We start from the raw sequence: 17,851 nt of genomic DNA, 5'->3' as shown, positions 1-17,851 counted from the left end.
TGCGCTGGGTGAACGATGACGAAATGCCTGCCCCAATCACCGATCCGATGGATCGGCAATTTTCAGCAGCGCTAATTGGTCGATAACTTAGTCGGTTACTTGGTCGGTCAGCCCATTGGTTCACGATTTCCTGAACTGATTATTTGTCCACAGCGATTCTTCCCCCTGCCCGCCCCCACCAGAATCGCTTCACCAACAATCACAATAAACCGTGAGGCCACTCCCGTGGACCAGACACTCCAGGTACGGCAGGCCGCCGCCGACCTCGTCGCCGCCTTCGCCAGCAACGACACCGCTCGCTACTTCGCCTGCTTCAGCGAAGACGCCACCTTCCTCTTCCACACCGTGCCGCAACCGCTGCTGTCGCGCCGTGCCTATGAAGAACTCTGGGCCAGCTGGCAGGCGGACGGTTTTGCCGTGCTCGGCTGCGAGTCGAGCAATGCCCAGGTGAGCCTGCAGGGCGACGTGGCGATCTTCATGCACAACGTGGCCACGCGCCTGAACGTCGCCGGCGAGACCCTCGACCTTAACGAGCGCGAGACCATCGTCTTCCGCCTGCACGGCGACCGCTGGCTGGCCTGTCACGAGCACCTGTCGGTCGTCTCGCCGGCCTGATCCCCTTTCAAGCGGCCCTGCCGCACTGCCATCGCACCCACAACAAGGCCGCCCGACGGCCGACAACATTCGCGCTGGAGCATCACCATGAGCCACTCGACCGGTATCGAGACCAATGGCGTCGAACAGATCCCCGACGATCAACGCGACGCCGCCCCGTTGGACCTGTTCCGCCTGATCTTCGGCGGTGCCAATACCTTCGCCACCGCCGTGCTGGGCAGCTTCCCGGTGCTGTTCGGGCTGTCGTTCCAGGCCGGGGTCTGGGCGATCCTGCTTGGCGTCGGCGTGGGCGCGCTGATCCTCGCGCCGATGGGCCTGTTCGGCGCGCTCAACGGCACCAACAACGCGGTATCGTCCGGCGCGCACTTCGGTGTGCACGGGCGTATCGTCGGCTCGTTCCTGTCACTGCTGACCGCCGTCGCGTTCTTCTCGCTGTCGGTATGGAGCTCCGGCGATGCCCTGGTCGGCGGCGCCAAGCGCCTGGTCGGCCTGCCGGAAACCGACCTGACCCTGGGCCTGGCCTACGGCCTGTTCGCGATACTGGTGCTGGTGGTGTGCATCTTTGGCTTCCGCTTCATGCTGTGGGTCAACAAGATTGCGGTGTGGGCCTCGAGCCTGCTGTTCCTGCTGGGCATCTTCGCTTTCGCCGGGCCCTTCGATGCGGGCTACGCCGGCAGCGTCAACCTCGGCCAGGCCGGCTTCTGGGCGGCGTTCGTCGGCGCGGCGATCCTGGCCATGAGCAACCCGGTGTCGTTCGGCGCCTTCCTCGGCGACTGGTCGCGCTATATCCCGCGCCAAACAGCCAAGTCGCGCATCATGCTGGCGGTGATTCTCGCCCAGGCCGCCACGCTGATCCCGTTCCTGTTCGGCCTGTGTACCGCCACCCTGGTGGCCAGCCAGGCACCGGACTACATCGCCGCCAACAACTACGTCGGCGGCCTGCTGGCAATTTCGCCGGGCTGGTTCTTCCTGCCGGTGTGCCTGATCGCGGTGATCGGCGGTATGTCCACCGGCACCACGGCGCTGTACGGCACCGGCCTGGACATGTCCAGCGTGTTCCCGCGCCTGCTCAGCCGCGCCGCCGCCACATTGCTGATCGGCGTGCTGGCCATCGGCTTCATCTTCGTCGGCCGCTTCACCTTCAACCTGGTGCAGAGCGTGTCGACCTTCGCCGTGCTGATCATCACCTGCACCAGCCCGTGGATGGTGATCATGATCCTCGGCCTGATCACCCGCCGCGGCTTCTACCATGCCGACGACCTGCAAGTGTTCACCCGTGGCCAGCAAGGCGGCCACTACTGGTTCAACCACGGCTGGAACTGGCGCGGCATGGGCGCGTGGATCCCCAGCGCGGTGGTTGGCCTGTGCTTCGTCAACCTGCCCGGGCAGTTCGTCGGCCCGCTGGGCGAGCTCGCCGGCGGCATCGACCTGAGCCTGCCGGCGACCCTCGGCATCGCCGCCGTGCTGTACCTGATCCTGCTCAACCTGTTCCCTGAACCGGCTGGCGTGTATGGCCCCCTGGGCCCGCGCTGGGTGCGTTGCAAAAGCACGCCGGTAAAGCCCGTGACCACTGCCGAAATGGCCTGACTGGAATCCGACCATGACCACTCCTCACTACATCGACGGCCGCTGGGTCGAAGGCCAGGGCAGCGACTGCATCGTTGTCCACAACCCGTCCGACGGCCAGCCGTTCGCCGAACTGATGGCTGCCAGCAGCGCCCAGGTCGACCAGGCCGTGACCGCCGCGCGCCGTGCCCTGGCGTCCTGGAAGACGGTCAGCGCCACCGAGCGTGCCAACTACCTGCGCGGCTTCGCCGAACAGCTGGGCCAGCGCCGCGACGAACTGATCGCGTTGCAGATGCGCAACAACGGCAAGCCGCGCCATGAGGCCGAGATCGATCTGGACGACGCCATCGCCACCTTCGCCTACTACGCCGACCTGGCTGAGCAGTTACCGTCGAAAAACCGTGACGTGCCCCTGGCCGCGCCGGGCTTCACCGCCCGCACCCGCCTTGAGCCGGTGGGCGTGGTCGGCCTGATCGTGCCGTGGAACTTCCCGCTGGTAACCAGCGCCTGGAAGCTCGCCCCGGCCCTCGCGGCCGGCTGCACCGTGGTGCTCAAGCCCTCCGAAATCACCCCGCTGATCGAGCAGGCCTACGGCCAGATCGCCGAGGTGCTTGGCCTGCCGGCCGGCGTGCTGAACATCGTGGGCGGCAAGGCCGAGACCGGCGCCGCGCTGAGCGGCCACAACGGCCTGGACAAGCTGTCATTCACCGGCAGCAACGGCGTCGGCAGCCAAGTGATGCGCGCCGCCGCGGCCCAGTGCCGGCCGGTGACGCTGGAGCTGGGCGGCAAGTCGGCCATCGTGGTGTTCGACGATTGCGATGTCGACCAGGCAGTGGAGTGGATCGTCGCCGGTATTACCTGGAACGCCGGGCAGATGTGCTCGGCCACTTCGCGCCTGCTGGTTCAGGACGGCATCGCCGATGCCCTGCTGCCGCGCTTGCAGGCGGCGCTGGCGGCGTTGCGCGTGGGCAACCCGCTCACTGAAGAAGTGGACATGGGGCCGCTGACCAGCCAGGCACAGTGGCTGAAGGTCGCCGGCTATTTCGCCACCGCCCGCGAAGAAGGCCTGAGGTGCCTGGCCGGCGGCACCGCGCTGGACCGCGACGGCTGGTTCGTCAGCCCGACGTTGTATGTGGATGTACCGGTAAGCAGTCGCCTGTGGGGCGAAGAAATCTTCGGCCCGGTGCTGTGCGCGCGGCGCTTCGGCAGCGAGGCCGAGGCCATCGCCCAAGCCAACGACAGCCGCTTCGGCTTGGTCGCCACCGTGTGCTCCGCCGACCTGGAACGCGCCGAGCGCGTGGCCGATGCGCTGGAGGTGGGGCATGTGTGGATCAACTCGGTGCAGGCGGTGTTCGTCGAAACCTCATGGGGCGGGACCAAGGGCAGCGGGATCGGGCGAGAGCTCGGGCCTTGGGGGCTTTCGGGGTATCAGTCGGTGAAGCATGTGACGCGGTGTCTGGGCTGATTACCGTTGACGACGCAAGCCCCTTGCCGGCTCAAACGGCATGGGCTTTTGCTTCTCGCTGGTAGTGTTCAGTCTTCGGCGACTACCTTGCAAAAATGCAGATTCGAGAAATGGCTAGCGTAGCGCAAGCATCATGGTCTTGGGCGACAGATCAGGGCAGTTCTTAAACCCGGCCGTCTTCGCATAGAACTGCTCAAGACGCTCATTCAGCGGGTGAACAACCATCGCCAGGCAGCCGACCGACTCAGAAGCGAAGAGTGCTCTTTCGATCGCATCCTGCAACAAGTCGGTGGCCACCCCCTGCCCCGCTGCCTGCCGAGTCACCCCCATTCGTCCCAGGAGCACTATTGGCAAATCACTTGGTGCATTACGTCGCAAGCTGGCCGTCGCTCCATGAGCACGAGCGACAGATCCATTTGACAGCGTGTAGTAGCCTGCAACGAGCGATGTACCTTTGAAACAGGTGACATAGACCACGGCATGTTTCGCGAGTTGTGCCTTCAAGGCTTGGTTGCGCAGGTAGGTGTCGATAGATGCCTCCCCGCTTTCGAACTGATCCAACAGGTGAAATGTCTCGAGCCTGCGTGGCGCCGTCAGCTCCAGCGCTTTGGTCTTGCCAGCAGTTTCCTCACGCATTCATTACTCCTGATGGGATTATCTTCCAGTGCCTGGGCGAAGCGGTCGAACGCCTCTTCATCGAGCAGAAAAAGCCGGCGTTCCATCAGGACTTCCTCGGCCCGCTTACAGGCAGCATCAAGAACAAAACTGGTCCTGTCGCCACCCACCACTTCCACGGCTGCATCGATCAGGTCACGCCGATGCTCGGCCACTCTCATGTTCAGAGGTACCGCCTTGGTGCGGTCCCGGGTCTGCAAATCACTCATTGGTGACTCCCTTGCCCATAACACGTGGGCGTTGAAATCGACGGAGGATGTCGACTTGCAAAAGGCTACCCCCCTGTAACGCAAATGTATAGCTGACAGATGATCTGCATTACGAACGGCCGCTACCTGACGATGGTCACTACCTTGCACATTCACGCCAAAAACTGCACGTCAGCGTTTTCTGAAAGGCCCGCAGGCAGCTTCGAGTCAGGTGGGCATAGCGGATTTAACGGCAGCGTTTTGCCGGAGAGCATCACGGGGCCTGTCACATCGGTGCGCCGATACGACTTGCCCCGCGATTGGCCTTATGCCGATTCGTCGGCCTGGCGCCCGTTCTCCTGCACCAGCACCATGCTGGCCGGCGACGACAGGGCGATGCCCTCTTCACGCAAGCGCCCGAGAATGGTGAATAGCAGGTCGCTGCGCGTGGTCGACACCTGTCGCGGCGAGGCAACGTAGCCACTGACTGCGATCACCATGCCACTGGCAGAAAGCTCCTTGAACTTCACCGTGGTCGCCGGCGCATCAAGAATCAGATCGTGCTCTTCGTAAGCTGCAAACAGCAATTCGCGCACTCGATTGGCGTCGGTTTCCAAAGGCAGTGTGAGCGTTACATCGACCACCCCCAAAGCATTGGCCATGGTCACGTTGCGCACGTTCTGCGAGATGAACTGCGAATTGGGCACGATCACCGTCGAGCGGTCGGACATCTGAATTTCCGTGGCGCGCACGTTGATCCGGCGAATATCACCCTCGACACCTGCCAGGCTAACCCAGTCACCCACCTTCACCGGGCGCTCGGTAAGCAGGATCAGGCCGGAGATGAAGTTCTGCACGATCTGCTGCAGGCCGAAACCGATACCCACCGACAGCGCACTGACTACCCAGGTCAGGCTGGTCAGGTTGATGTGCAGGGTGGACATCACCAGCATGGCCAGGAACAGGAAGCCCAGGTAGCCCACCAGGGTCACCAGCGAGGCGCGCATGCCGGCGTCCATATCGGTTTCCGGCAGCAGGCGCTCGCTCAGCCAGCGCTTGACCACGCGAATGGCGAACCAGCCACCGAGGAAGATCGCCACGGCCAGGAAGATGTCCTGGGGCACGATGTTCAGGTTGCCCAGCACCTTGCCACCGGTGCCGTCCCAGTCCGCCAGGCTCAGCAGCAGCTCGCCGGGGCTGGTGCCCGATGGCATGAATATCAACAACGCAGCGGCAAACAGCAGCAGAGTACGGCCGATGCCCGCCAGCACCGTGCTGGCCTGGGCCTGGTGGCGTTGCTGCAGGCCCAGCGCCGAGGCCAGCGCCAGGCCACCAGGCTGGCGCGGTGACAGCAGGGTTTCGCACAGATCGCCGAACACGGTCACCAGCAGGTAGGCGCAGGTCACCACCACACTGACCCACAGCAGCTTGGCGGTGAGGAAGTAGGCCAGCGTCAGGTAACCGGCGAGCAGGGTCAGCAGGACCGCCGCCACCCACACCACGATCACGAACGGGATCAGCCCGGCCAGGCCCTTGGGACGCTCCAGGTCGTGCAGGCGGTGGGCGCGGCGATAGCGCAGCAGCGCCACGACGAACAGCAGCGACACCACCAGCGCGGTAACGCCGTTGGTAGCCAGGGTCAGCGCCAGGCTGGTGCCGATCACGCTGTTGATGCGCTCCTGGGTCAGCAGCACCATCAACGCCAGGGCCAGCACCTTGGGGAACCAGCCCAGCGCGCTGGCCACCTCGTCGGCGATCGGCGGCAGGCGCCAGGACGGGCGCTGCAGCATCAGCATGGCGCGGCCCAGGCCCGAAATAAAGGCACTGAAGATCACCAACGCCAGGATATGGTTGGTCAGGCTGGCGACGTCGGTACCCAGGTCGGCGCTGCTCTCCAGGCCCCAACGCAGCAGCGACACCGAGCCGGAGATGGTGCCCAGCGTGGCCAGGCTGACGCTCAGGGCCAGGGCGCTGCGGCGCAGGCGGCCTTCGGGCAGCCAGCGGATCATCGCATCGGCCAGCAGGCGCTCCAGCAGCCGCCGTACCAGGGTCCAGACCAGCACCGCCGCCACCAGCGCGGTGATGAACAACCAGCGGTGTTCGGCGCTGAAGGCACTGGCCATGGCGTCCGAGACTTCGCCGCGCAGGTCGCGCAGGCGCGCCACGTCGTCGTCGGTGGGGCGGATCAGGCTCGACCAGAACGCCGGGCTCAACGGGCTGGCGGCGCGGCTGGTGATCTGCGAGTTGAACAGGCTGCGGCGCAGGTTGACGATCTGCGTGGACAGGTCACGGGCCGACTGGGTCAGCGTGGTGGCGTCCTTCTGCTCGGCGACCACCTTGTTCTTTTCGTCAGTGAGCTGCTTGCGCTGCCGCGTCAGGCTCTCGGCCTCTTCGGCCATGGGCGGGCCGAGCACGTTGAGCTGGTCGTCCAGGCGCTGCACGTCGGCGGTGCGCTGGGTGGCCAGCGCATCGGCCTGGCGCTGCACCTGCAGGGCCGACTGGCGCAACTGCGCGAGCAGGTCGTCGTTGGCGTTGCTGGTGACGCCCTGGCGGATCTGGTCGAGTCGTTCGCTCAACTCTTCCAGGCTGGCGTTCTCGTCCAGCACCTGCTGCTCGGCCACGGCCAGGCGCGATGCCGGCGTGGCCGGGGCAGCCCAGGCCGGGACGGCCAGGCACAACAGCAGGGCGAAAATCCCCGCATAGAATCGGTCAAGGCTGACACGCCTCATCGAATGTTCCTCTACGCAACTCGACAGGGCGTGAATTCTACTCGGTCCGGGCGCTCAGGAGAGTGCCGTCTCTCGGTCCAGCAACTGACGCTTGCGCTCGATGCCCCAGCGGTAGCCACTGAGGTCACCGTCACGGCGCACCACCCGGTGACAGGGAATGGCCACGGCGATCGCGTTGGCCGCGCAGGCCTGGGCCACCGCCCGCACGGCCTTGGGCGCGCCGATACGCTCGGCGATGTCGGTGTAGCTGACCCTGGTCCCGGGCGGTACCTCCCGCAGCGCTTGCCAGACCCGCTCCTGGAACGCCGTGCCCTGCACATCCAGAGGCAACGCCAATCCCAGCGCCGGCGCCTCGACAAAGCCGATTACCTCGGCCACCAGCCGCTCGAAGGTGTCATCGCCGCCGATCAGGCGGGCCTTGGGGAATTTGTCCTGCAGGTCCTTGAGCAAGGGCTCGGGCTCGTCACCCAGCAGGATCGCGCAGATGCCCCGCTCGCTCTGGGCCACCAGGATCGCCCCCAGCGAGCACTGGGCCACGGCAAAATGGATGGTGGCACCCTGGCCGCCGGCACGGTACTCCCGCGGGCGCATGCCCAGCCGCTCGGCGGCGCTCTCGTAAAACCGGCTGTTGGAGTTGTAGCCCGCGTCGTAGATGGCCTCGGTGACGCTGTCGGCGGCATCCAGGCGCTGGCGCAGACGCTGGGCGCGGAAGGCTGAGGCATAGGCCTTGGGGGTCAGGCCGGTCTCGGCCTTGAACAGGCGATGCAGATGGAAGGGGCTGACGTTCAGCTCGCTGCCGAGCTGGTCGAGGTTGGGCGCGGTTTCACTGGCTTCGATCAGGCGGCAGGCGCGGGCTACAAGGTCGGTGCGCCGGCTGCCCTGCCCGGCCTTGCAGCGTTTGCAGGCGCGGTAGCCAGCTGCCTCGGCCTGGCCGGGGTCGGCAAAGAACTCGACGTTCTCGCGCTTGGCCAGGCGCGACTTGCAGGCGGGCTGGCAGTAGACGCCGGTGGTGCGCACGGCGTAGACAAAGTGGCCGGTGGCGGCGGTGTCGCGGGACTGCACGGCATGCCAGCGTTCAGCGTCGGTGGTGTAGGTGGTCGGGGCGGGGGTCATGGCGCCTCTCCTTGGTTCAATGCGCCGAGCTTGGCGGGTTGGCCGAAAGTGAACACTCCGAATCTTGCGTTATCTTCAACGGCCCAATCACGGGTCAAGCCCGCCACAGGTACCAGGCCGCCACGGTGCGATACGGGCTCCACGCCCCGCCCAATACCCGCATCTGCGCGGGCGTCGGCGCCTTGTCCAGGCCCTTCATGCGTCGATACCCCTCACGCACGCCAAAATCATCCACCGGCAGGATATCCGATCGCTCCAGGCTATAGATCAGCAGCATTTCCACCGTCCAGCGCCCCACTCCGCGCAGCGCCACCAGGCGCTCGACCAGTGCGGCATCCGACATATGCAGCGCCTCTTCCCGGCTGGGCACCACACCCTCCACACGCGCCTGGGCGATCCCGTGAACCGTGGCGATCTTGCTCGCGGATAGCCCACAGGCGCGCATCGCCTCCGGCGTCACCGCCAGCAATTGTTTGGGCGAGGGAAACGCTCCCTCCGGGAACAGCGCCAGCAATCGCCCGAGGATCGCCTCGGCCGCCCGCGCATGCAACTGCTGGTAGGCGATGGCCCGCACCAGCGCTTCGTAAGGCTCGCGCCCGGGCGTGGCCCGATGCAAACAGGGGCCCACGGCGGCAATATGCCGCGCCCAGTCCGCATCCTGCACGGCCAACCAGGCAGCGGCATCGTCAAAGGCCTGCGGGGAAAGGTCTGCAAGGATCATTGTTGGCGTTCCCATGGACACAGCCTCCCAGCCTAACCCAACCGTTCATCGGTGAAACGCTCAATCTTGCGCATCTAATCGCTGGCATACCATTGATCCGCCCGTGGCGCCCCGCATAGAATTGAGAACTATTAACAATCACATTATCCGGGCAGGCTCTCCAGACGATGCAGATCGAAGACACGCTGAAACCGGCCGAGGTCGATCTGCTCTATCAGGCCCATCACCGCTGGCTGCGCGGCTGGCTCGGCGCCCGGGTGGGTTGCCGGGAGAACGCCGCCGACCTGGCCCAGGACACCTTCGTACGCCTGCTCAAGGCGCGCCAGGCCTCCCCACTCAAAGAGCCACGCGCCTACCTGAGCAGCATCGCCCGTGGCCTGATGATCGACCAGTTCCGCCGTCGCGCCCTGGAAAAAGCCTACCTGGAAAGCCTGGCCAACCTGCCGGAACAAGAGGCGCCCAGCGAGGAGCAACGCCTGTTGATCCTCGATACCCTCGAGCGCCTCGACCTTGCCCTGCAACGCCTCAAGCCCCGGGCTCGCCAGGCCTTCCTGCTGGCCCAGCTCGACGGCCTCAGCCTGACGCAGATCGCCCAGCGCCTGGACGTTTCCCGGGCCACGGTGGAACGCGACCTGGCCAAGGCCCTGGGCGTCTGCTACCGGATGCGCTATGCCGACGCCTGACCAGATACCGACCCAGGCCCAGATCGACCAGGCCATCGAATGGCTGGTCAAACTGCGCTACGACAGCCCCGGCCCGCGTACCGAACAGCAGTTCCAGCGCTGGCTGGCCAGCCACCCGCAGCATGCCCAGGCGTGGCAGCGGGTCAGCAGCCTCGGTGACGAACTGGCCAGCCTGCCCGCCGAGCTGAGTCGGCAGACCCTCGCCGGTACCGAGCGCCGACGCATGAGCCGGCGCGACCATCTCAAGCTGCTGTCGGTATTGGCCCTGGGCGGCGCCGCCGGCTGGGCGGCGCGTGAACCGCTGGGCCTGTCGGCCTGGATGGCCGACAGCCGCACCGCCATCGGCGAGCGCCGTGAACTGCTCGGCAGCGACGGCAGCCTGATCCGCCTGAACACCGCCAGTGCCATCGACCTGCGCTACAGCGCCGACCAACGCCGGCTGACCCTGCTGCGTGGCGAAATCAGCCTGGACAGCAACGTCAACGACAACCGCCCGTTCAGCATCAACACCCCGGTTGGCACCCTCGGCACCCAAGGCGGCCAACTGCTGCTGCGCGAGAACGACCAGGGCCTGCTGCTGACCGTGCGCCGCGGCGAGGTGACGTTGTTCCCCGCCTCCAGCGCCGCGCATTCGGTCAAGCCTGGCGAGGTGCTGCAGGTGTTCGCCCAAGGCGACTACCGGCCTGCCACCGTACATGGCGACCTCTGGGGCTGGACCGACGGCGTGCTCAGCGTGCAGCAGATGCCCCTCGGCGAGTTCATCGACGAGCTGTCGCGCTACCGCCCCGGCGTGTTGCGCTGCGCGCCGGAGGTGGCCGGGCTGAAGGTTTCCGGCACCTACCAGCTGGCCGACACCGATCAGGCCCTGCTGCTGGTCGCCCGTAGCCTGCCGGTGCGCGTCGACTACCGCACACGCTATTGGGTGAGCATCGGCGCCGCCTGAACAATTGATGAAAATAAATGAGGTGGAATCTCATTCTCGTCCGGCCTGAAGGAAAACAAGCCCGAACAGTGGTCTGACAACCTTCAGGAGCGCTTCATGATTCGCCCGTGTTCCCCTCGCAACGCCACCCTGCGCCATGCCATCCACGCTGCCGCCCTCGGCCTGGGCATGGCCTGCGCAGGCGTGCTGCCGCCAGTCGCCGTCGCCGCGCCCGCCAGCCAGAGCCAGCAGCGCGACTGGAACATCCCGGCCGGCCCGTTGGCCGCCGCGCTGGACCAGCTGGCGCGCCAGGGTGGGCTGAACCTGTCATTCGACGCCGGCAGCCTGCAGGGCAAGACCACCCAAGGCGTGCGGGGCCGGCATGACAGCGCGCAGGCGTTGCAGATCCTGCTGCAGGGCAGCGATGTGCAGGTCCAGCAGGAAAGCGAAAAAAGCTTCCTGCTGATACCCGCCCTGGAGGTGGGCGATGCCCTGCAACTGGGCGCCACCAGCATCTCCAGCAACCGCCTGGGCGAGACCACCGAGCACAGCGGCTCCTACACCACCGGGGCGGTCACCATCGGCAAGACGCCGCAGAGCATCCGCCACACGCCGCAATCGGTGACCGTGGTCACCCGCCAGCGGATCGACGACCAGAACATCACCAACCTCACCAACCTGCTCGAGCAGACCCCAGGCGTGGTGGTCAACCTGACCGACAGCGAGCGGGTGCAGTACTACTCGCGCGGCTACCAGATCGACGCCATCCAGTACGACGGCGCCACCGTGGTGCAGAGCAGCGGCGGTGGTTCGTTCATCCAGAGCGATTCGGCGATCCTCGACCGCGCCGAAATCCTGCGCGGCGCAACCGGCATGCTGCGCGGCGCCGGCAACCCCTCCGGCACCGTCAACCTGGTGCGCAAGCGCCCCACCTATGAGTTCCAGGGCGAAGGCAGCGTCACCCTCGGCACCTGGGATGCCCAGCGCTACGTCGCCGACCTTTCCGGCCCCTTGACCGAGACTGGCAACGTGCGTGGCCGGGTGATCGCGGTGCATGACGAGAAGGACCACTTCCAGCAATCGCGCCAGGAGCGCAAGGATGTGCTGTACGGGGTCATGGCCTTCGATCTCGACGACAGCACCACCCTGACCACTGGCCTCGAGTGGACCCAGCTCGACGCCACCGGCGCCTGGGGCAACCTGCCGGCCGACTACGACGGCTCGCCACTGCCGTTCGGCCGCAGCACCTACCTGGGCGCCGACTGGAACCGCTGGAACCGCAGCAACCTGCAGGCCTTCGCCGAGCTCGAGCATCGCTTCGACAATGACTGGACGCTCAAGCTGATGGCCCAGCGCACCCACTTCGAGCTGGACGACAACGGCTTCAAGCAGACCTACTTCAGCCGTGCCACCGGCACCGCCAACCCGACCCGCAACCCTTACCTGATGAGCTACCAGGTAACCGAAGGCGATGGCGGCGAGAGCCTGCAGAACAACCTCAGTGCCACCCTCAACGGCCCGTTCGACCTGCTCGGTCGCAGCCACGAGCTGATGCTGGGCGTCGAACGCATCCGCAACGACTCCTACGCCTCGGCCACCAACAATGTGCAATCGGGCGTGTTCGACATCCGCACCTGGGACCCGAAGACCAGCCTGGCCAACCCGAGCATCGACATCACCGCCCACCCGGTACGCACCCGCACCACCCAGGAAGGTGCCTATGCCACCTGGCGCATCTCCCTGGCCGATCCGCTCACCGCGATCATCGGCGCCCGCGCCAACTGGTACGACTACGAGCAGGAAAACAACACCAAGGCCAACGGCAAGTTCAGCGTCGACAACGAGATCGTGCCCTACGCCGCGCTGATCTACGACCTCAACGAGAACTTCAGCACCTACGCCAGCTACACCGAGATCTTCAACCCGCAGACCAACACCGATGCCGCAGGCTCCGTGCTCGAGCCGGTCACCGGCGAAGCTTACGAGACCGGGATCAAGGGTGAGTTCTACGAGGGCCGGCTGAACACCTCGCTGGCGTTCTTCCGCATCTACCAGGTCGGCAACGCACTGGACGACCTCAGCGGGCCGAACCCGTGCCTGCCCAACTACACCAGCGGCTATTGCAAGGTCGCCGCGGGCAAGAACCGCAGCCAGGGCTTCGAGCTGGAGATTTCCGGCGAAGTGCTGCCGGGCTGGAACGTGACCGGCGGCTACACCTACAACACCACCGAATACCTCAAGGACACCACCGGCAACAACGGCAACCCGATCCGCACCACCGACCCCAAGCGCATGCTGCGCCTGTTCACCAGCTATCGCCTGCCGGGCGAGCTGCAGGCCTGGACCGTGGGCGGCGGCGTGCAGGCGCAGAGCGCCATCTACAACCGCAGCGGCACAGCCGAAGCTTCGCAGTCGGGGTATGCGGTGTACAACGCGATGGTGAACTACCGCTTCAACGACAACTATTCGTTGCAGTTGAACGCCAACAACCTGTTCGACAAGAAGTACTACCGCCAGGTGGCGCCGACGCCGACCGGGTACTACTGGGGCGATCCGCGCAATGTGTCGGTGACCTTGCGCGGAACGTTCTGACCTACCGTTCGATGGCTGGGGGTCAGTCCGCCACAGCCTGAAGCTTGCCTGCCCGGCGATAGGCCTGGCGGGCGAAGCACACGAACAGCCCCGCCATCAGCGCCAGCGCCATGGGCAGGCCATGGGGCGCCACGTCCATCGCCGCGCCGCTGACCAGCGGCCCGACCAGGCTGCCGACGCCCCACAGCAAGCCGACGCTGGCGTTCGCCGTGACCAGGTCCTGGCCTTTGAAGCGCTGCCCGATCAGTACCAGCGCCAAGGTATAGATGCCCCCCGCCACCGCGCCGAGCACCACCAGCAGCGGCCACAGCAGCCAGGTCATCTGCAGCAGCCAGGGCAAGGCGATGCCGATAATCATTGCCACCAACCCGCACACCAGGTGCAGCCCGGTGCGCTCTACCCGGTCGGCGAGCCAGCCCAGCGGCAGCTGGAAGAGCATGTCGCCGGCGAACACCACGGTCACCATCAGCGCCGCCACGCCCACGGCGAAACCATGGCTGGTGGCGTACACCGGCAGCAGCGACAGCACCACGGCATCGAAGAACGAGAAGAACAGCACCGCCACGCACAAGGCCGGGGCCACACGGAAGAAACCGGCCAGGCCGAAGCTCTTGGCGTCTTCCTCATGCTCGACATGATCGTTGGGCACGGTGAACAGGATGCACAGCAAGGCCAGGCCATAACAGAGGGTGACCACGCCGGTCAGCCATGGGCTATTGGCGCCCAGCAACGCGAGCAGCGCCGGGCCGAGTACCTGGAAGCCGGTGAAGCTGGTGGCGTATAGGGCCATGATCTTGCCGCGGTTGTGCTCCGGGCACAGTTCGTTGACCCACGACTCGCCGAGGATGATCGCGATGCCCATGCCAATACCGAGCCCAAGGCGCAGCAGCGCCAGCCACAGCATCGAGTCGAAGGCCCACTCGAGCAAGGCGATGCTCAGGGTGCAAAGACTGAAGCTCAGCAGATAGATGACGCGGCGGGTCAGGTGCCGGCAACAAGCGTCGACCATGAACGCCGAGAGCATCATGCCCGCCGCCGGGATCGCCGAGATGATGCCGATCTCCAGGGTCCCCGCCCCCGCTTCGTGCAGGCGCAACGACACCAGCGGCAGGCTCGCCCCAAGGCTGAAACCGACCACCGACACGGCGAACAACAGGCCCGCCAGCAAACGCATGTTCATGTACCACTCCTTGCAAGCCGGCGCGCAGGGGCTCAGGCCCTGGCCGACTGGAAAATCCGCTGAAAGATGTTCGAACGCAGACGCCCGCCGTCACGCCGGGAAGGCGCGCTACGCAGGGGCGCGGATCAGTTCAGGGCAAGGTGTGGCGAGAAGGTGAAGGCGAACAGCACGCTGCGTCGACGCTTGAGCACCGTGTCGCTCGGCCACGCGCGGCGCGCTGTCGGGGCGACAGGCTGGCGATGTGGGCGAAGACTACGGGTACGGCGCATTGCATCGGCTACGCAGGTATTGAGGAGGCGGCACTCTAGGCCAAGGTGATCCGGACCGTCAATCGCCACAGTGGCTTCGCCCTCTCTGTGGACGCTGCCGCGCTACAACGCCCGCTGAAAGTCGTAAGCGGAGCAGTGCTGATTTTTTACGACTTTCCCCATTCCCTGTAGTCCATTTCCCAAACATACTCCCAAGCCCTTTCAAGCCATTGCGGTGCTCTGGGTTGGCCTCTAGTCTCGGGCGGTCGCTGCAAAATCAGCGACCGGCTTTGACAGGCCGCTCTGAACAAAACCGCATGGCGCTGCTTTATGGCGGCTGTGCGTGGGGCACCTTGTGTGCGCCGGTTTCTGGTCTTGTTCACCGGTCTGTCAACCCATGTACAGCTGCCACTTTGCAGATGCCGGTACAGGCGCCGACGCTGCATTAAGCCCGCTTCACGCAGCTAAGTACTGAGAAGTCCTGGCGTGGGAGCGGGCTTGCCCCGCGATGGCGCCCGCACAGGCACCGACCATTTCAGGGAGAACAACCATGACATCACCGGGATCATGGAGGAAAAGCCCCATCTGCTCTGGGCGTCGTATTACCTGAGCGCGCTGGCCAAGGCGCTGATGGATGATGCCGAGCTAGGCATGAAGCGCTGACACCTCAAAAGCATCGCGCAGGCAAGACGCCTGAGCGCAAACGCCCGGGCGCCGGCTTGTCGCGGCGGCGAAAGGGGCGCACAGCGCCCCTACCCTCTCAGCGCTTGCCGGTGGAAGGCAAGAACACCGCCAGCAACCCAAACAACGGCAGGAACGAGCAAACCCCGTACACATACTCGATCCCACGCAGGTCGGCCACATACCCCAGCAGCGCCGCGCCGATCCCGCCAAACCCGAACATCAGCCCGAAGAAGATCCCAGCGATCATCCCCACATTGCCCGGCACCAGCTCCTGGGCATACACCACGATGGCCGAGAACGCCGAAGCCAGGACAAAACCGATCACCACGCTGAGCACAGTGGTCCAGAACAGGTCGGCATAGGGCAGCGCCAGGGTGAACGGTGCCACACCCAGGATCGAGAACCAGATCACCGCCTTGCGCCCGATGCGGTCACCGATGGGTCCGCCAAAGAAGGTGCCCGCCGCCACCGCGCCAAGGAACAGGAACAGGTGCAGCTGCGAACTGGCCACCGACAGCTGGAACTTCTCGATCAGGTAGAAGGTGAAGTAACTGGTGAAGCTGGCCATGTAGAAGTACTTGGAAAACACCAGCAGGCCCAGCACCACCAAGGCCATGATCACCCGCTGGCGCGAGATGCCGTGGGTGGCCTGCACCGTCTTGCGCGCCTTGGCCTGGTTCAGGTGCTCCTTGTACCAGCGGCGCAGCATCAGGGTCACGGCAAAGAAGAACAGCCCGGCCACGCCGAACCAGGCCACGTGGGTCTGGCCGAAGGGAATGACGATTGCCGCCGCCAACAACGGGCCAAGGGCGGAGCCTGCGTTGCCGCCAACCTGGAAGCTCGACTGGGCCAGGCCGAAGCGCCCGCCCGAGGCCAGCCGGGCGATGCGCGAGGTCTCCGGGTGGAAGGTCGAGGAGCCGATGCCCACTAGCGCCGAGGCCAGCAGAATCATCGGGAAGCTGCCAACGAAGGCCAGCATCACGATCCCCACCAGGGTGCACAGGGTGCCCAGCGGCAACAGGTTCGGCGTGGGCCGCTTGTCGGTGAAGAAGCCCACCCACGGCTGCAGCAGCGACGCAGTGATCTGGAAGGTCAGGGTGATCAGGCCGATCTGGGCGAAGCTCAGGTTGTAGTTGGCCTTGAGCATCGGGTAGATCGCCGGCAGCACGGCCTGGATCAGGTCGTTGATCAGGTGCGCCAGGGCACAGAAACCAATGATGCTCATCACCAGCGGCGTGGCCGGGTTTGCCGGGCTGCTCGCGCTGGAAGTCGGGGTGCTGCTGATGGCCATGGGCTGGATGTCCGTCTGCGGGTTGGGATCCGATTATCGTGAAACAAATAGATACGAAGCTACCTTTTTATTTGCGCGAGCCTTCCATCCGACACGTACTTGTAAATAATTCTCAATATATTTAGCATCCTTTCTCCTCTTCCCTGTGAACGCTGGGCGAAACCGCCCGCCCTCTGCGAGCAGACCGATCCCATGAGCCCGATGCCCGCCTTGCAGCCCACGCCCGACCCCGAGCAGGAAGCCCTGGACTGGTTCTCGCGCCTGCGCCAACCCGGCTGTGACGAGGCCCTGCGCCAGACATTCGCCAGCTGGTGCCAGGACCCGCTCAACGCCAGGGCCTATGCCCAACTCGAAGCTTACTGGCAGCAGTTGCAGGTGCCGGCCGCCCGGCCACGACCACGGGTCGCCAAGGTGCGCCGCAGCCGTGCCGGGCTGTGCCTGGCGCTGCTGTTCCTGATGCTGGTGGCGGCACTGGCCTGGCTCTACTGGCCACTGATGCAGCGCCTGGGCAGTGAATTGCACACCGACAGCGGCGAACGCCGTAGCGTGCGCCTGGCCGACGGCTCGACCCTGCACCTGGACAGCGCCAGCGCGATGAATGTCGACCTGCGTGGCCGCACCCGCCAACTGCATCTGGTGCAGGGCCAGGTTTACTTGGAAGTAATGCTTGATGGCCGCGCCATGGAGGTGCAGGTCGATGACACCCGGATCCAGGTGTTCGGTACCCGCCTGCAGATCGCCCGCCATGCCGACCACGACGAACTGGTGGTGCTCAGCGGCAAGGCCGCAGTCCTGCAGGGTGGCGACCAGCGCCTGGTGAATGCCGGTGAGCGGGTGACGTTCAGCGAAAGCCGCATCAATCCGGTCGAAAAGATCGATGCCAAATTGGCCGATGCCTGGCGCAACGGCCAATTGAAGGCCAGGAGCCTGCCGTTGAGCGAAGTGCTGGAGCGCCTGGCCGATTACCGTGGCCAGCGTGTCTGGATGATGAACGAGCAAGCAGCCTATCAGCGGGTCAGCGGTGACTTCGACCTCGACCACCCGACGCAGAGCCTCGAGCGCCTGGCCGCCGATCAGCAATTGCGCCTGCACAGCCTGCTCGGCCACTGGCTGATCGTGCGCTGAGGCGCCCTTCCCGGCTAAGCGTTTGAAAGGTTGGAAAATTTTTTTGAAAACGTT

Annotated in this window: 14 protein-coding genes and 1 pseudogene; 8 read left to right on the top strand and 7 right to left on the bottom strand. The window is 65.3% G+C overall.

Annotation, left to right across the window (positions count from 1 at the left end; genetic code table 11):
• Nucleotides 1-225 precede the first annotated feature (225 nt).
• The 3 genes from ACODS9_RS02580 to ACODS9_RS02570 all read left to right on the top strand — a co-directional run bounded on the left by ACODS9_RS02580 (nucleotide 226) and on the right by ACODS9_RS02570 (nucleotide 3,646).
• Complete coding sequence (locus ACODS9_RS02580) at nucleotides 226-615, top strand: YybH family protein (RefSeq protein ID WP_489093165.1); 390 nt, start codon at nucleotides 226-228, stop codon at nucleotides 613-615.
• A gap of 87 nt (nucleotides 616-702) precedes the next feature.
• Nucleotides 703-2,202 (top strand): purine-cytosine permease family protein, encoded by a 1,500-nt coding sequence (locus ACODS9_RS02575; RefSeq protein ID WP_489093164.1) that lies wholly within the window; start codon nucleotides 703-705, stop codon nucleotides 2,200-2,202.
• A gap of 13 nt (nucleotides 2,203-2,215) precedes the next feature.
• Complete coding sequence (locus ACODS9_RS02570; protein ID WP_489093163.1) at nucleotides 2,216-3,646, top strand: aldehyde dehydrogenase family protein; 1,431 nt, start codon at nucleotides 2,216-2,218, stop codon at nucleotides 3,644-3,646.
• A 114-nt stretch (nucleotides 3,647-3,760) separates the two neighbouring features.
• Here the strand turns inward: ACODS9_RS02570 and ACODS9_RS02565 are convergent, their stop codons facing one another.
• From ACODS9_RS02565 to ACODS9_RS02545, 5 genes are all read right to left on the bottom strand, one after another.
• A complete protein-coding gene (locus tag ACODS9_RS02565; RefSeq protein ID WP_489093162.1) occupies nucleotides 3,761-4,282 on the bottom strand; it encodes a GNAT family N-acetyltransferase in 522 nt (173 codons plus the stop codon).
• The gene (locus ACODS9_RS02560; RefSeq protein ID WP_401111668.1) at nucleotides 4,240-4,530 is read right to left on the bottom strand and encodes a type II toxin-antitoxin system TacA family antitoxin; all 291 of its coding nucleotides are present in this window, start codon (nucleotides 4,528-4,530) and stop codon (nucleotides 4,240-4,242) included. The genes ACODS9_RS02565 and ACODS9_RS02560 overlap by 43 nt, the downstream gene beginning before the upstream one ends.
• A 305-nt stretch (nucleotides 4,531-4,835) precedes the next feature.
• On the bottom strand, nucleotides 4,836-7,238 hold the full coding sequence (locus tag ACODS9_RS02555) for a DUF3772 domain-containing protein (protein WP_489093161.1): 2,403 nt from the start codon (nucleotides 7,236-7,238) through the stop codon (nucleotides 4,836-4,838).
• 54 nt (nucleotides 7,239-7,292) lie between these two features.
• On the bottom strand, nucleotides 7,293-8,351 hold the full coding sequence (gene ada / locus ACODS9_RS02550; RefSeq protein WP_401111663.1) for a bifunctional DNA-binding transcriptional regulator/O6-methylguanine-DNA methyltransferase Ada: 1,059 nt from the start codon (nucleotides 8,349-8,351) through the stop codon (nucleotides 7,293-7,295).
• A 94-nt stretch (nucleotides 8,352-8,445) separates the two neighbouring features.
• Nucleotides 8,446-9,072: a DNA-3-methyladenine glycosylase family protein gene (locus ACODS9_RS02545; protein WP_489093160.1), complete on the bottom strand. Its 627-nt coding sequence runs from the start codon at nucleotides 9,070-9,072 to the stop codon at nucleotides 8,446-8,448.
• 167 nt (nucleotides 9,073-9,239) lie between these two features.
• Here ACODS9_RS02545 and ACODS9_RS02540 point away from each other — a divergent pair, with 167 nt between their 5' ends.
• The 3 genes from ACODS9_RS02540 to ACODS9_RS02530 all read left to right on the top strand — a co-directional run bounded on the left by ACODS9_RS02540 (nucleotide 9,240) and on the right by ACODS9_RS02530 (nucleotide 13,269).
• Nucleotides 9,240-9,755: a sigma-70 family RNA polymerase sigma factor gene (locus ACODS9_RS02540; protein WP_023632317.1), complete on the top strand. Its 516-nt coding sequence runs from the start codon at nucleotides 9,240-9,242 to the stop codon at nucleotides 9,753-9,755.
• Complete coding sequence (locus ACODS9_RS02535; RefSeq protein ID WP_489093159.1) at nucleotides 9,742-10,698, top strand: FecR domain-containing protein; 957 nt, start codon at nucleotides 9,742-9,744, stop codon at nucleotides 10,696-10,698. Before ACODS9_RS02540 ends, ACODS9_RS02535 begins: the two co-directional genes overlap by 14 nt.
• Before the next feature lie 96 nt (nucleotides 10,699-10,794).
• Nucleotides 10,795-13,269 (top strand): TonB-dependent siderophore receptor, encoded by a 2,475-nt coding sequence (locus tag ACODS9_RS02530; RefSeq protein WP_489093158.1) that lies wholly within the window; start codon nucleotides 10,795-10,797, stop codon nucleotides 13,267-13,269.
• A 22-nt stretch (nucleotides 13,270-13,291) separates the two neighbouring features.
• On the opposite strand, the gene ACODS9_RS02525 is transcribed toward ACODS9_RS02530, so the two are convergent.
• On the bottom strand, nucleotides 13,292-14,449 hold the full coding sequence (locus ACODS9_RS02525) for an MFS transporter (protein ID WP_046857169.1): 1,158 nt from the start codon (nucleotides 14,447-14,449) through the stop codon (nucleotides 13,292-13,294).
• An 806-nt stretch (nucleotides 14,450-15,255) separates the two neighbouring features.
• On the opposite strand from ACODS9_RS02525, the pseudogene ACODS9_RS02520 reads away from it, so the two are divergent.
• Nucleotides 15,256-15,360, top strand: a pseudogene (locus ACODS9_RS02520) (DUF3077 domain-containing protein); the annotation flags it as partial.
• Nucleotides 15,361-15,457: 97 nt separating this feature from the next.
• On the opposite strand, the gene ACODS9_RS02515 reads toward ACODS9_RS02520, so the two are convergent.
• Nucleotides 15,458-16,672, bottom strand: a complete 1,215-nt coding sequence (locus ACODS9_RS02515) for an MFS transporter (RefSeq protein ID WP_489093157.1) — start codon at nucleotides 16,670-16,672, stop codon at nucleotides 15,458-15,460.
• Nucleotides 16,673-16,873: 201 nt separating this feature from the next.
• Between ACODS9_RS02515 and ACODS9_RS02510 the strand changes: the two genes are divergently transcribed.
• The gene (locus ACODS9_RS02510; protein WP_489093251.1) at nucleotides 16,874-17,797 is read left to right on the top strand and encodes a FecR family protein; all 924 of its coding nucleotides are present in this window, start codon (nucleotides 16,874-16,876) and stop codon (nucleotides 17,795-17,797) included.
• The last annotated feature ends 54 nt before the right edge of the window (nucleotides 17,798-17,851 follow it).

Source organism: Pseudomonas sp. FG36, from assembly GCF_057809275.1.
The sequence above is the reverse complement of the archived record's forward strand: the minus strand, read 5'-3'. Positions and strand labels throughout refer to the sequence as shown.

Excerpts from the sequence above, each read along its gene's own strand:
- ACODS9_RS02575 (WP_489093164.1), top strand. The coding sequence starts at position 703 with ATGAGCCACTCGACCGGTATCGAGACCAATGGCGTCGAACAGATCCCC.
- ACODS9_RS02570 (WP_489093163.1), top strand. The coding sequence starts at position 2,216 with ATGACCACTCCTCACTACATCGACGGCCGCTGGGTCGAAGGCCAGGGC.
- ACODS9_RS02565 (WP_489093162.1), bottom strand. The coding sequence starts at position 4,282 with ATGCGTGAGGAAACTGCTGGCAAGACCAAAGCGCTGGAGCTGACGGCG.
- ACODS9_RS02560 (WP_401111668.1), bottom strand. The coding sequence starts at position 4,530 with ATGAGTGATTTGCAGACCCGGGACCGCACCAAGGCGGTACCTCTGAAC.
- ACODS9_RS02555 (WP_489093161.1), bottom strand. The coding sequence starts at position 7,238 with ATGAGGCGTGTCAGCCTTGACCGATTCTATGCGGGGATTTTCGCCCTG.
- ada (WP_401111663.1), bottom strand. The coding sequence starts at position 8,351 with ATGACCCCCGCCCCGACCACCTACACCACCGACGCTGAACGCTGGCAT.
- ACODS9_RS02545 (WP_489093160.1), bottom strand. The coding sequence starts at position 9,072 with ATGATCCTTGCAGACCTTTCCCCGCAGGCCTTTGACGATGCCGCTGCC.
- ACODS9_RS02540 (WP_023632317.1), top strand. The coding sequence starts at position 9,240 with ATGCAGATCGAAGACACGCTGAAACCGGCCGAGGTCGATCTGCTCTAT.
- ACODS9_RS02535 (WP_489093159.1), top strand. The coding sequence starts at position 9,742 with ATGCCGACGCCTGACCAGATACCGACCCAGGCCCAGATCGACCAGGCC.
- ACODS9_RS02530 (WP_489093158.1), top strand. The coding sequence starts at position 10,795 with ATGATTCGCCCGTGTTCCCCTCGCAACGCCACCCTGCGCCATGCCATC.
- ACODS9_RS02525 (WP_046857169.1), bottom strand. The coding sequence starts at position 14,449 with ATGAACATGCGTTTGCTGGCGGGCCTGTTGTTCGCCGTGTCGGTGGTC.
- ACODS9_RS02515 (WP_489093157.1), bottom strand. The coding sequence starts at position 16,672 with ATGGCCATCAGCAGCACCCCGACTTCCAGCGCGAGCAGCCCGGCAAAC.
- ACODS9_RS02510 (WP_489093251.1), top strand. The coding sequence starts at position 16,874 with ATGCCCGCCTTGCAGCCCACGCCCGACCCCGAGCAGGAAGCCCTGGAC.